At 70.8% G+C, this 13861-nt stretch carries 10 protein-coding genes; 7 read left to right on the plus strand and 3 right to left on the minus strand.

Annotated features, from left to right (window positions below):
- Positions 1-149: 149 nt before the first annotated feature.
- Both ACFYX3_RS32725 and ACFYX3_RS32730 read right to left on the minus strand, forming a co-directional pair.
- Positions 150-2546 (minus strand): glycoside hydrolase N-terminal domain-containing protein, encoded by a 2397-nt coding sequence (locus tag ACFYX3_RS32725; RefSeq protein WP_389021216.1) that lies wholly within the window; start codon positions 2544-2546, stop codon positions 150-152.
- A 50-nt stretch (positions 2547-2596) separates the two neighbouring features.
- Positions 2597-3640 carry a LacI family DNA-binding transcriptional regulator gene (locus ACFYX3_RS32730; RefSeq protein WP_389021220.1) on the minus strand — a complete coding sequence of 348 codons (1044 nt, stop codon included), beginning with the start codon at positions 3638-3640 and terminating at the stop codon, positions 2597-2599.
- A gap of 201 nt (positions 3641-3841) precedes the next feature.
- Between ACFYX3_RS32730 and ACFYX3_RS32735 the strand changes: the two genes are divergently transcribed.
- From ACFYX3_RS32735 to ACFYX3_RS32755, 5 genes are all read left to right on the plus strand, one after another.
- A complete protein-coding gene (locus tag ACFYX3_RS32735) occupies positions 3842-5140 on the plus strand; it encodes an ABC transporter substrate-binding protein (RefSeq protein ID WP_389021223.1) in 1299 nt (432 codons plus the stop codon).
- A 4-nt stretch (positions 5141-5144) separates the two neighbouring features.
- Positions 5145-6110, plus strand: coding sequence for a carbohydrate ABC transporter permease (locus ACFYX3_RS32740; protein WP_389021227.1), 966 nt, complete (start codon positions 5145-5147; stop codon positions 6108-6110).
- A 15-nt stretch (positions 6111-6125) separates the two neighbouring features.
- Entirely contained in the window at positions 6126-6971 is an 846-nt protein-coding gene (locus ACFYX3_RS32745) for a carbohydrate ABC transporter permease (RefSeq protein ID WP_389021230.1), read from the plus strand.
- Positions 6972-7172: 201 nt separating this feature from the next.
- The gene (locus ACFYX3_RS32750) at positions 7173-7502 is read left to right on the plus strand and encodes a hypothetical protein (RefSeq protein ID WP_389021233.1); all 330 of its coding nucleotides are present in this window, start codon (positions 7173-7175) and stop codon (positions 7500-7502) included.
- 86 nt (positions 7503-7588) lie between these two features.
- Positions 7589-10048: an RICIN domain-containing protein gene (locus ACFYX3_RS32755; RefSeq protein ID WP_389021236.1), complete on the plus strand. Its 2460-nt coding sequence runs from the start codon at positions 7589-7591 to the stop codon at positions 10046-10048.
- A gap of 443 nt (positions 10049-10491) precedes the next feature.
- On the opposite strand, the gene ACFYX3_RS32760 is transcribed toward ACFYX3_RS32755, so the two are convergent.
- On the minus strand, positions 10492-10950 hold the full coding sequence (locus tag ACFYX3_RS32760; protein WP_389021239.1) for a discoidin domain-containing protein: 459 nt from the start codon (positions 10948-10950) through the stop codon (positions 10492-10494).
- A gap of 1320 nt (positions 10951-12270) precedes the next feature.
- On the opposite strand from ACFYX3_RS32760, the gene ACFYX3_RS32765 reads away from it, so the two are divergent.
- Together ACFYX3_RS32765 and ACFYX3_RS32770 are read left to right on the plus strand one after the other, a co-directional pair.
- Complete coding sequence (locus ACFYX3_RS32765; protein ID WP_389021242.1) at positions 12271-12870, plus strand: hypothetical protein; 600 nt, start codon at positions 12271-12273, stop codon at positions 12868-12870.
- 208 nt (positions 12871-13078) lie between these two features.
- Positions 13079-13684 (plus strand): class F sortase, encoded by a 606-nt coding sequence (locus ACFYX3_RS32770; protein WP_389021377.1) that lies wholly within the window; start codon positions 13079-13081, stop codon positions 13682-13684.
- Positions 13685-13861: the final 177 nt, after the last annotated feature.

Raw genomic sequence — 13861 nt, forward strand, 5'->3', positions numbered from 1 at the left:
GCGGCGCCAACGTCCATCAGAACTACGCCTACGTGGGCGACGCCGCCCCGCCGTCGATGAAGTACCGCGAGGTGCTGCGGCTCAAGCTCGGCGGATTCAACGAGGTGATCCTCTACGGCACGCCCGTGCAGGACGTGACGCACGCGGCCTCAGCGGGTGACGGACAGCCGGTACGCCGTCCCCGCGCGGGCTTCGACGCGGAGACGTGGTCCGGAGCCGGTCCTGCCGAGGTCGATGTCGGCCTCGGCAGGGGCGCCGCCCGCTTCGGTGACCGTGAGGTGCGGCGGGGTGCCGGCCGGGAGCCGGATCGTGAGGGTGCCGCTTCGGGTCGCGTCCAGGACGGCCTCCGTCAGGACTCCCCCGGCCCAGTGGAGGTCGACGCCGGTGCCGCCCCGCGCGCGCAGACCCGTCACCGAGCCCGTGGGCCAGGCCTCCGGGAGCGCGGGCAGCAGGCGCAGCACGCCGTTGTGGCTCTGCAGCAGCATCTCGCCGATCGCGGCGGCGATCCCGAAGTTCCCGTCGATCTGGAAGAGGTCCGGCGGGTGCAGGCCGAAGAGGTTGGGTGCGGTGTACTCCGCGAGGAGGGTCCGCACGCTCTCGTGGGCGAGTTCCGCGTCGCCCAGGCGGGCGGCGAGCGCGGCCACCCAGGCGCGGCTCCAGCCGGTGCTGCCGCTGCCGTGCTCCAGGCGGCGTGCGAGGGCCCGCCGTGCCGGTTCGACGAGGGCGGGGGCGGTGAGCGGGTCGACGGCGTCGCCCGGGTAGAGGCCGTAGAGGTGGGACAGGTGCCGGTGACCCGGGTCCTCCTCCGGCAGGTCCTCCCACCATTCGAGCAGACGTCCCTCGTCGTCGGTGCGGGGTGGGCGCAGGCGGGCCCGCACCGCGTCGAGCGTGTCTGCGAAGTCGTGGTCCACGGCCAGGAGGCGGGCCGCCTCGGCGGTGCGGCCGAGGAGTTCCGCGGCGAGCCAGTGGTCCATGGTGGCGCCGGCCGACACGGCGGCCAGGCCGCCGCCCGGAAGGCGGAAGTGGTGTTCGGGCGAAGTGGACGGGCAGGTCACGAGGGCTCCCTCGCCGTCCTCGGTCAGGAGGTCGAGCAGGAACTCCGCCGCGCCCCGCATCAGCGGGTACGCCCGCTCCGCCAGGAACGCGCGGTCCCCGTCGAAGAGGTGCCGCTCCCACAGGTGCGCGCACAGCCATGCGCCCGCCATGGGCCAGTTCGCCCACGACGGCGAGCCCGACACCGGGTGGGTGCCCCGCCAGAGGTCGAGGTTGTGGTGGACGGTCCAGCCGCGGGCGCCGTAGTAGGTGGCTGCCGTGTGCGCGCCGGGTTCGGCGAGGTCCGCGATCAGGTCGAGGAGCGGTTCGTGGCATTCGGCGAGGCCGGTGGTCTCGGCGTGCCAGTAGTTCATCTGCAGGTTGATGTTCGTCGTCCAGTTGGCGTTCCAGGGCGGGGCGACCTCGGTGTTCCAGATGCCCTGCAGGTTGGCGGGCTGGGTGCCGGGGCGCGAGGAGGCGATCAGGAGATAACGACCGTACGCGAAGAGGAGGGCCGCGAGCCCAGGATCGTCCTGGCCGGCCACGAGCCGTTCGTCGGTGGGGAGTTCCGATACCTTCGTCCCCAGGTGCAGTGCGGCTCGGCGGTAGAGCCGCTGGTGGTCGGCGACGTGTGCGGCGAGCAGCTTCTCGTACGGGAGGCCGGCGGCGGCGTCCAGGAGGCGGCGTACCTCGGCGACGGGCCCGTCGTCGGGGCCGGTCGACGGTGTGGTGGGCCCCCGGTAGCCGGTCCCGGCCGCCACCAGGAGGAGCACCTCGTCCGCCCCGTCGACCCGCACCGTGCCGTCGGCCCAGGCGGTGCAGCCGCCCGTGGCGATCACGCGGAGTCCGGCCGCGAAGCCCATGCCCTCGCCGGCTGCGTAGCGCACCGGGTCGTCCTCTCCGAAGGAGAGGTGCGCGGGTACCCGCCCCGATACCACGGCCCCGGTTCCGTCGCCGGCGTGGCGGGCGTCCGGGTGGGGGGTGTGGAGGCGTGCGGTGAGGTCGACGCGTCCGCCGCCGCTCGCGGTGACGCGGGTGACGAACACACCGGCGGGCGCCGACACGAAGGATTCGCGGAGCATCTCGGCACCGCCCGTACGGTACGAGACCCGGTGGACGGCGGTGTCCAGGTCGAGCGCGCGGATGTAGTCCTCGGCAGGGCCGTCATCCCCACAGGTCAGATGGAGGGTCGCGAGCGGCTGGTACGCCTGGGAATACGGTCCTTGCATCCGTTCGGCGAGTGCCTCGGCGGCGCCGTGGTCGCGGTCGGCCAGGACGGCGGCCCGGAGCGACGACAGGTGGTCGGCCGCGCCGACTCGGTCGCGGGGGCCGGGGCCGCCGGACCAGAGGGTGTCGGCGTTGAGGTGCACGGTCTCTCCCGGGCGCCCCTGCTCCCCCGCCCCGTACAGCAGCGCGCCGAGGCGTCCGTTGCCGAGGGGCAGCGCTTCGAGGAAGCGGGTGGCGGGGGTGCGGTACCACAGGCGGTCCGCGGGAGGGCGGCGGTCCTTCGGCAACGGAGGTGTCCTTTCGGGGGTTTCGGAAGCCGGCGCGCACCCCCGTGCGCTCACCCCTGGTCAGGCCGGGGCGGGCACGTGCTGTCGCGGACGACGAGCTCGGGCCGCAGCAGCTGGAGCGAGTTGACCACGGTGCCCGACTTGGTGAGGGCGCGCAGCAGCAGTTCGACGGCCTGGCGGGCCATGGCACGGGTGGGGACGGCGACGCTGGTGAGCGCCGGTCGCCCGAGCCCGAAGCGGACTTCGGGGTCGTCGTCGTGACCGACGAGGGAGAGGTCGTCCGGTACGGAGCGTCCGGCGGTCCGCGCGGCCTCCAGGACGCCCAGGGAGAGGATGTCGTGGGTGGCGAAGATCGCGGTGAGCGCCGGGTCGGCGGCGAACGCCGCGTTCGCCGCGGCGAAGCCGCCCGCCGCGCTGGGTTCGGCCGCGATGTGGACGGCGCTGTCGGGGACGGTCAGGCCGTCGGCGGCGAACGCACGCCGGAACCCGGCCACGCGGGGGGTGTGGTCCGGGCTGGTCAGGACGGCCACGCACTCGTGGCCGAGCTCGCGCAGATGGCGTCCCGCGAGGAAGCCGGCGTGCTCGTAGTCGATGGTGACCACGGGGAAGTCGACCGGTGCGTCGGTCTCCCAGGCGCACAGGGCGACGGGGAAGCGGGCATCGGCGAGGAGCGGCAGATGGTCGATGAGGTCGCGGTCTCCCGCGATGAGCAAGGCGTCGACGGAGCGGCTGGTGAGGCCGGCGAGGTGTCGGCGGGCCCGCTCGCCGTCGAGGCGGGTGGTGCAGAGGAGCAGGTGGTAGCCGTGTTCCTCCAGGACGTCCTCGGCGGTCTCGACCACATCGGAGTAGAAGGCGCCGGCCACGGTGGGCACGAAGAGCCCGACCGTCTTGGTGCTCCCGGTGGCCAGGGACCGGGCCACCAGGTTGGGCGTGTAGCCGAGTTCGTCGATCGCGGCGCGCACGCGGGCGGCGGTCGCGGGACGTACGGCCACACGGCCGCTGAGGACGTTCGAGACGGTCTGTTTCGTGACGCCTGCGCGTTCGGCCACGTCCTGCATCGTCACCATCAGCGCTCCCACATTTGACCGGTCCATCAACGTGGCTCGAACCTAAAGGCCTCACGCGAAGCGAGTCAAGACTCCTTGATCGATTCCTCGGGCGAATGCGCAGTGATCGGACACCAACACCCCACAATCACACACGATCGATCACCAATTCCCGCCAAGGGTCTTGTTTTACCGGTCAATTGACCTCTACGGTTCCCAACCATTCAGCACCACCGAGAGGACACACCCATGCGCAGCTCCACCCTCCCCGCGGTCACCCGTACCGTGGGAGCCCTCACCGTCACCGCCCTCGCCTTCGGGCTCAGCGCGTGCGGCGGCGACTCGGACGGCGGCGGCGACGCGAAGAGCTTCACCTACTGGTCGATGTGGCGGGCCGACGAGCCGCAGGGCCAGGTCCTGAAGGCGTCGATCGCCGAGTTCACCAAGTCGACGGGCATCAAGGTCGAGGTGGACTGGGTCGGCCGTGACGTCTCGAAGAAGATCGGACCGGCGATCGCCGCGAACGAGGCCCCCGACCTGTGGGACCAGGCCAACGACGCGATCTACGGGGCCGTCGCCTCGGCCGGCCAGGCCCGTGACCTGTCGTCCGTCCTCTCGGCGCAGGTGCCCGGCGAGAACGTCCCGGTCTCCCAGGTCATCCCGGCCAAGTACTTCGACATGCTGCCGAAGGACCCGGGCGGCTCGAACCACTACGTCATCCCGTACGAGGTCGCCACGACCGGCCTCTACTACAACGCGGCGGACCCGGACGTCAGCGCCGCGATGCCGAGCGCGCCGACGGACTGGGCCGGTCTGCTCAAGGTCTGCGACACGCTCAAGGCCAGGAAGAAGCCCTGTTTCGCCTCCGAGGGCGAGGACTACTGGACCAACGGCCTCTATCTCGACTACCTGCTGAACGCGGGCGGCGTCGACGTGAACAAGCTCGCCGCGGACAAGTCCGGTGCCGCCTGGGACGACCCGGCGGTCCTCAAGGCCGCGCAGCAGGTCGAACAGGTCGTCAAGGGCGGGTACCTCATCCCCGGCTACGACGCGACGAAGTACCCGGCGCAGCAGACCAACTGGGCCGGCGGCAAGGCCGGCTTCCTCATGAACGGCAGCTGGGTCACCGCCGAGGTCGCGAAGCAGGTCCCTTCGACGTGGAAGTTCGGCTCGATCCTGCCGCCCGGGACGAAGAGCGCGGACGCCACGCTGTTCGGCTTCTCGATCCCGAAGAAGGCCGAGCACGCGGAACCGGCGGAGAAGTTCATCGCCTTCTTCATGCAGAAGAAGCAGATGGCGGGCATGGCGACGACCGCGCTCAACATCACGCCCCGCGAGGACGTCCCGGCCCCGGCCGGTCTTGAGGCCGCGCAGAAGGCGCTGAGCGGCTCGACCGTCCGCCTGCCCTTCGACGGCGTCGCCGGCGAGTGGCCCGCGAAGGTCTTCAGCCAGAACTACCTCGACCTCTGGCACGGCAAGAGCACCGCCGCGCAGTACGTCGCCGAGTCCAAGGCCGACCAGGTCTCGTACTGGAAGACCCAGGGCTGAGACCGTGACCACCACGCTCCACGACCGCCCCCGGACGGACACCGTCCGGGGCGCAGGCCGGGCCTCCCGACGCCATGGCGTCGGCCCCCAGGCCCGTCAGCAGCGCCGGATGTTCCTGCCGTTCACCGCGCCCGCGATCCTCGCGTACGCCGTCCTCTTCCTCGCCCCGGTCGGCTACGCGATCTGGACCAGCCTGTACAAGTGGGACGGCATGGGCGAGATGGAGTGGCGCGGGCTCAAGAACTACCAGCTGCTCTTCGAGGACCCGTTCTTCCGCACCTCGCTGGTCAACACCCTCAAGCTGATGGTGATCGGCGGGACCCTCACCTTCGCGATCAGCTTCCTCCTGACCCTGGTCCTGCGGGAGATGAGGGCACGGCTCTTCGCCAGGTCCGTGCTGTTCTTCCCCTGCCTGGTCAACGGCATGGTCTTCGGCATCGCCGCGGGGTTCCTGTTCTCCCCGGACGGCCCGGTCAACAAGACGCTGCACTTCCTCGGGGTCACGACACCGCCGAAGTGGCTGTCGACGGACAACCTGCTGCCTATGATCCTCGGCACGCTGATCTGGACCGCGACGGGCTACTACACCGCCATCATCATGGCCGCCGTCGACCAGATCCCGCCCCACCTCTACGAAGCCGCCGAACTCGACGGCGCGAACGCCTTCCAGCGCTTCCGCCACGTGACCCTGCCGTGCGCCTGGGACGTCATCTCGGTCTGCGCGGTGCTGTGGACGGTCAGCTCGGTGAAGATCTTCGAACTGATCCTGCTGTTCGGCGGCACGAGCAGCTCCTATCCGCCGGCCGAGAGCTGGAACACCGCGCTGTACGTGTACACCCAGGCGTTCCCGCAGGCGACGGTGCCCCGGCTCGGCATGGCCACGGCGGCCGCGCTGGTCAGCCTGGTGATGGTGACCGTGGTGACGGTGGTCATGCGGCGGCTGATGCGCCGCGAGCCCCTCGAGTACTGAGAAAGGTCACAGCACATGCGAAGCAAGCACGGGTCGGCCGGCCCGGTGAGACGGGTCGCGACGGCGTTCGTCTGGTGCGTGGTGGCCGCGGACCTCCTGCTGATCCTCTGGATCGCGCTGACGTCGATACGGGGCAGCGCCGACATCCTGCACGACGCCTTCGGGCTTCCCCTCCCGCCGCACTTCGGCAACTACGCCAAGGCGTTCGACGAGGGCGGGTTCGGGCCCGCCGCGCTCAACAGCGTCATCGTCTCGACGGTGTCCTCACTGGTGGCCGTCGTGCTCGCCGCCCCCTGCGCCTACGCCCTCGCGCGCCGCCGCACCCGGACCTCCTCCGCGCTCACGATGACCTTCGCGATGGGTCTCGGCGTGCCCGGCCAGGTCCTCGTGGTGCCGCTCTTCGTGGGCATGGCCCAGGTGGACCTGACGGACAGCCAGTTCGGACTGACCCTCGTCTACGTCGGTCTCGCGATGCCCTTCACCGTCTTCATGCTGACGGGCTTCTTCTCCGGCATCCCGGCGGCACTGGAGGAGGCCGCGGCCCTGGACGGCGCGGGACCGCTGCGGTCCTTCGTCCAGGTCGTGCTGCCGGTGGCGCGCGGCGGGCTGATCACCGCGTTCCTCCTGCAGTTCATCAGCGCCTGGAACGAGACGCTGTTCGCCCTGGTCCTGACGCACAGCCAGGAACAGACCACCCTGCCGGTGGCCCTCGCGTCGTTCGTCGCCTCCGCGCAGCTCAACGGGCTCGACTACGGAACGATGTTCGCCGGAGTCTGCGTCATCCTCGCCCCGATGATCGCGCTGTTCTCCTGGATGGGGACGCGGATCATCCAGGGCATGACCGTGGGGATCGGCAAATGAGCCGGGACATGACCTCGACCCTGCGCACCGACGTCCTGCGGATCGAGGGAGCCGCCGACCCGGTCGGCACGCTGCCGATCCTGCACGGCATCTCCTCGTACACCGCGGAAGGCTCCGGGGTCGACGGCGAGATGCGCCGGAACCCGGCGTACGGAGCCCCGCACACACTGCTGCCGTACACCCGCCGGGGCCGCGGACCTGATGACCGAGGCGCACCGGCTGCGTCCGGAGCTGTTCGAGCTGACCGTCGAACTCCTGGACACGCTCCTGCGGGCCGAACGCCCGAAGGAGGCGCTTGCCGTCGTCGAGGCGCTGCGCGGACCGGCCCGCGCCCACGGCCGGGTCCGTCTCGCCGAGGCCACAGCCGCATACGCGCTAGGGGACGAGGAGCGGGTGCGGCGGCTGCTCGCCGAGGGGATCCGGGTGGACGGCATGCGTGAGGGCGAGGTGTCCCCTGACCGGCTGTGGCTCGCCGTGCACCCAGGGAAACCCGTAACCCCGGAGTACGACTTCCGCATGACGGAAGACTGAGACCCGGTCCCCTGCATCCGCCGCAGGGGGCCGCCCATCGGGCAGGTGTGTGTCATGCACACCTCACCACCCCCTAGGGAGGACCAGTGTCAGCCGCTCGAAGAAGGTTCCGTGGCGCCCTGCTCGCCACCGCCCTCACCGCCGCCGTCGGCACGGCCTCAGTAGCCGCGCCGGCCTCGGCCACGACCACCGCCGGCACCTACACGGTGTCCGTCGGATCGGTCGGAAGCTACGCGCACCCCACGGACACCCCGGCCGCGACGTACATCGACAAGGACGGCACGTTCTACTTCCAGCAGTCCGCCGCCCTCTACGGCTCGAACGACCCCCGGTACTGGGAGTTCTACACGGGCAAGGACCTGGAGTCCGCCACCAGGTCGCCGATCAGCGACGCCGTGAACCCGGCGAACAGCTCCGACCGGAACAACGACACCACCTGGCGCTGCAACAACAGCCCCACCGGAGTGGAGTCCACCCCCGCCCCCGCCGGCTCCGGCTACTCGCAGAAGAACTACTGCGACCTCGTCGGCACCTGGGTCGATCCCGACACCGGCGACTGGTACGGGCTCGTGCACAACGAGTTCACGCCGCAGCCCTTCGGGGACGGGCTGCACTACGACGCCATCGACTACGCCAAGTCCACCGACCAGGGCCGGACCTGGACCATCGAGGGCCACGCCATCACCTCCGCGTACAGCACCACCCGCGGCGACAGCGCGGCCTTCCCGAACCAGACGTACCACTACGGCAACGGCGATCCCCGCCTGTTCGTGGACACCGCCTCGGGCTACTTCTACGTCTACTACGGCTCCCGCGTCATCCCCAAGGGCGGGGTCGGCGGCAGCAACGGCGGCCTCGCGCACGTCGCGCGCGCCCCGATCTCCGGCAAGATGGCGAGCGGTTCGTGGCAGAAGTGGTACGACGGCGCCTGGACGCAGCCCGGCGTCGGCGGCAGGGAAAGCAACATGGTGCCGGCCACCGCGAGCAACCCCAACGGCTACACACCGGTCGCCGACGACTACGACCCGGCCAATACGGGCACCGTCGACCAGCAGGTCGCTTCGGGCCAACTCCCGGCGAAATCCGATCTGTTCATCATGAACATCGCCTATGACGCCCACCTCGGCCTGTACATCGGCGAGCCCGAGGTCGTCTCCGGCACGGCCCCGCAGCGCTTCTACGCCACCGACAACCTGGCGACGCAGAAGTGGACCCTGATCGGCGACAGCGGCAGCTACACCTCGGGCTCCTGGTACCGCTGGTTCCTGGACAGCGTGAACCGCACCGACTCGACGATCGTCGGCAAGACCTTCCGTTCGTACTGTTCCATCAGCTGTGCGACCTCCGACGGCGAGTACGCGAACGTCACCGTGGACACGAGCGCACCGGCCGCTCCGGTCGACACGACCAAGGCCTACCGGATCGCCGGCGGGAACGGTCGGGTCCTCGCCCAGGTCTCCGGCGGCTCGGCGACCACCTCGACGGCCTCCGCCACCGGCTCCGCCCTGGAGTCGTGGACGTTCCTGGCCCACGGCGACGGCTCGTACCGCATCGTCAACTCGGCGACCGGCGGCCTCCTCGGCGTCGACTCGACCGCCACCGCCAACCGCGCCTGGGGCACCCGCCCCACCGTCACCGCGGCCGGCAGCAATGGCGCGAGCGCCGGACAGCAGTGGTGGATCGTCCCCAGCACCTCGAACCCGGGGACCTTCCGGCTGGTCAACCGCTACAGCGGCCTCGTGATCGGCATGTCCGCGACCACCGGCCGACTCGCCGAGACCACGCCCGGCCGCTCCTGGACGGACAGCACCGGCAGCACGGTCGGCGGCGGGCGCACGGCCGCCGAGCAGACCCTCTCCTTCGCCCAGACCGGCTCGGCCCCCGAGACGATCGTCTTCAACAGCCCGGGTGACCAGTCCGGCACGGCGGGGGCGGCGGTCTCCCTGCAGCTGAACGCCACGGACAACGCCGGCAAGCCGCTGGCCTTCTCGGCGACCGGCCTTCCGACGGGCCTGTCGATCAGCTCCTCGGGCCTGATCAGCGGCACCCCGACGGCCGCCGGGACCTCGCAGGTCACCGTCACCGCCTCGTCCGGTACGGCCACCAGCTCGGTCACCTTCACGTGGACGGTCGCCCCCGACTTCAGCGGAACCCACCGTCTGATCACCGGGGGCAAGGCGCTCGACAACGGCAACAGCATGACCGCGGGACGCCAGCTCACCACGGTGACCGCGGGCAACAAGACCAACCAGAAGTGGCAGTTCGTCCGGCAATCCGACGGCTCCTACGAGCTCGTCAACGTCAGGTCCGGCATGTGCGCCGACGTCAACGGCGGCTCCACCACCGCCGGCGCCGCGATCATCCAGTGGCAGTGCAGCGGCGACAGCAACCAGCGGTGGAACGTCCGGCAGCTCCCGGACGGCTCCGTCACGGTCGCCTCGGCCCGCAGCGGCCTACTGCTCACCACGGCCTCCACCACCAGTGGGGCGCTCGTGACCCAGCAGCCGGACAGCGGAGCAGGCCTCCAGCGGTGGTCGATCAACTGATCAGACTCCGCACGACAGTGCGCACCTGACGGGCCGGGCCCCTGGGGATCCAGCCCGTCGGGTGCGCTCGGACTCCACGGCGTCGAGGGCCCCCGCAGCCACTGCTCGACCTCTCCGACGTGCACCGTCGCCCAGGCCTGGGCGAGTTCGGGCTGCCGGGCGGCGACGGCCTCGTAGAGGGCGCGGTTCTGCTGCCAGGCCCGCGCCACGGGCGGGCGCGGTCCGTGGGGCCGGACATGCCTTCGAGGAAGGCATCCGGTCGCAGTGCCGATGCACGAGCCGGCAACGAGGGTGTCCTACCAGACCGGCGTCCGGCCGAAGCCGTCATCGTCCAGCGGCACGAGTTGCGGAACCTCGCACCGACTCCGTACGCCGAGGGGCATCCGCCTTTCCGCCGAGTCCAGCAGCGCGGAGAGGCCGGCGCCGTAGCGGATCCGCGGCGATCAGGAACCGGACGTCGCGGTCGGCCGGGCGGCGGCGGGGGCGTAGACCTCGAATTCGCGGAGCGCCCATCCGTATCCGCTTGCCGGCTCGCCGGTTCTGGCGGACACCCAGCTGTGGACGCTCAGCCGGACGTACCGGGCCTGCGTTGGGGTGCAGGTGCAGGAATGGCGCCGGCCGCAGATCGTCACGCCGTGTTCGGCGCAGCCGGCGGTTCCACCGGAGGATGTCTCGCAGACGACCGTGGTCCAGTCGGTGCCGTTGGTCGAGACCTGGATGTCGTAGCTCACCGAGCAGTTCTCCCCGTGCCGCTGGGTCCGCCACGGACGGCCGGCGTAGTCGTACAGGTTCGGCAGCCGGCCGCCCTGCCGGTAGTCCTGGAGCATGGAGGTGACCATCCCGTCGACACGCTCCGGGGCGAACAGCGCCAGGAACGCGTCCGGGCCCGGAAGGTGTCCCACAGCGAGTAGCCGGTGTAGCTGACGCCCTGGTGCACCTTGTCGTCGTAGGCGCTGTAGTAGCGTCCGTACTCGGACATCAAGGACCCGGCGCAGCGGCACCAGTCCGCCGGCGCCGTGCGCGCGGTCATCGACACGTCGCTCACGCGCGAAGGGTGGTCGGGCACCCACGGCTTCGGGCCTCCGCTTCAGCCGACGGGCACTCCGTACGCGCCCATGTTCGCCGCCGCTCCGTACCCGCAGACCGCCCCTGCGCCGGTGACCGCACAGCGAAGCCGCAAGGCTCTCGTACCGGGGCGCGTCCGCCGCAGCCGCGCTCGCGCTGGGCGTCGTGACCGTGCTGAGCCTGGACAGCGGAAACCAACGAGACACGCCGCCGAGCGCGCACCCGGACAAGAGCGCCGCGGCGACCACGGCGCCGAGCGGCACGCAGGTGGATCCGGATCTGAAGGCGGTCACCGCGTGGGTGTCGGCCAGCACGACGGGGGGACGGGGAAATGATCAAGGGGCCGTTTCAGATCTCTCTGAAACGGCCCCTTGATCTGCGAATCCTTCGAGCCGGGACGGCACGCGCGAGAAGGGCGGTGCGCCATCGGTGCCCGGCCATGCCGTCGAACGGACCGGCCCCCTCCTTGGGCACACCGGAACAGGCCGAACCGGACGGGCCGTCGGCCGGCATCGCGCCCGAGGACTTCTGCGCGGCAGGCCGCGAGGGCGAACGGCAGGGTGGCCGCGGCGACGACCACCGCGGAACGACGGAAGCGGAGGGTGTTCGTGGAGGTGCTCTCCTGAAGGTGTCGCGTTCGTACTGAGGCTGCGGAGAACATCCGGCCGCGACCGCTCACGGCACTCGGCAGTCGCCGGTGGCGCAGGGTCATCGCGTCGGTGCTCATGTCCGGGATTCGGAGCGGAGCCCTCACCGGATGGGGAACCATCCGGGGATGCCCCGGCCCAGTGCCCACGGTACCGGTACCGCCGGGTGACCTCCCGGCGCGAAGTGACCGCGCGTGGCGCTGGTGAGCCAGCACCTCACGTCTCCATTTCTGCGGTTCCAGCCGGCGGAGGACCTCCTCGGTGCGGTCCGCACGGCGCGTCAGGTCGTCGGGCATCGGGCCAAGGGCTGGAGGTCTGGGCACCGCTCGTCCGGGGGCGGACGCTCCGGCACCGGAGTTCGCCCGGATGGCGATGCTTGATGCCACGTTAGGTATCGAATGAACTACTCCAAGTCGCCATTCGAGGCGAGGCGGCTGACGGTGGGCAAGTCGATGCGTTCGAGAAGCCGACAGACAGTCAGCCGACGCATGCGACGAAAGGAAGTCATCGATGCGCTCTGCCCGCATTCTCTTCGCTGCGACCGCCGCCGCCGGCACCCTGGCGCTCGTCGCACCCGTCGCCTACGCCAGCACCGCGGGCGACTGGGACAAGGACGACCAGTCCCACAGCCAGCAGCAGGAGGAGCACGACAAGCCGCACGGCGGCATGCACACCGGCTCCGGCGCCCTGTCGCTCGTCGACGGCGACGACTGGTCCAAGGGCGACCACGAGAAGGGCGACCACGAGAAGCCGAAGGGCGGCATGCACACCGGCTCCGGCGCCCTGTCGCTCGTCGACGGCGACGACTGGTCCAAGGGTGACCACGAGAAGGGCGACCACGAGAAGGGCGACCACGAGAAGCCGAAGGGCGGCATGCACACCGGGTCCGGCGCCCTCTCACTCGTCAACGCCGACGACTGGTCCAAGGACAAGGAGACCGAGACCGAGAAGGAGGACGGTTACAAGCCGGAGAAGCCGAAGGGCGGCATGCACACCGGCGGTGGCGGCCTCGCGAGCACAGGCGCGAACGCGACCGGCGCGCTGGTGATCGCCGCAGGGCTGGCCGCCTTCGCCGTCGTCCGCCGCAGGAAGGCCGCCGGCCACGCCTAGCAGTACCCGGACGTGGGGGCCCGTCACAGCGGTGCCCCCACGTCCGGCCCCGTACGACATTCCGCCCGCATCCGAAAGGTGTCCTCCGGTGACGACCCCACCCGATCCCGTCAGCACGGGAACACCCCGACGCACCGCGCGATGGGTCGTCCGAGGCCTGTTCTGGGCCGTAGCACTGGCCGTGCTTCTGTACGCCTTCGGCGGGAAGATGTTCACATCGGACGCGACCTCCCCGACCACGCCCCCCGTGCCTTCTGTGACGAAACAGGCCCCGGCGGCCGCACCACAGCCCGCTCGACCGCACGCCTCTGCCTCGTCCGAACCCGGCGAGACCTCGATGAGCAGCCCGGTCATGCCGCGCTCCGCCCCCGTTCGGCTGCGGATTCCCAAGATCCGCGTGGACGCCCCCTTCACCGGGTTGAAGATCGGCCCGACCGGGGCCCTGGACCCGCCTCCGGCGGACGACACGAACCTGGTCGGCTGGCAGAGGTCCGGGATCTCGCCCGGTCAGCGGGGCACGGCGATCATCGCGGGCCACCTGGACACGAAAACCTCCCCGGCGGTCTTCGCGCGCCTCGCCGAACTCTCGCCCGGTGACAGTTTCGAGGTCGACCGTGCCGACGGCACCACCGCCGTGTTCCTGATCGACTCGGTGGAGAGCTTCCACAAGGACGACTTCCCCGACAAGCGTGTCTACGAGGACACCCCCGATGCCCTGGCCCGGCTCATCACGTGCGCCGGTGCCTACGACCGCACAGCGCGCGACTACACGGAGAACCTCGTCGTCTTCGCCCATCTGGACACCGTTGCCTGACACGGCACCGCCACTCTGTCGGGCCGCGGCGTCCGATGGCGCCTCTCCCACGCCGGTACTGCGAAGCCGTCGCCTTCCGGGCACGGCACCGGAGAATCGCCGCCTTCGAACTCCGCGTCGGCTTCACGGCCCGTCGGCCACAAGCCCACCGAGCCGATCAGTGCTACGGCCGTCAAG

This window comes from Streptomyces sp. NPDC002463 (assembly GCF_042889835.1).
GTDB lineage: Bacteria > Actinomycetota > Actinomycetes > Streptomycetales > Streptomycetaceae > Streptomyces > Streptomyces nymphaeiformis.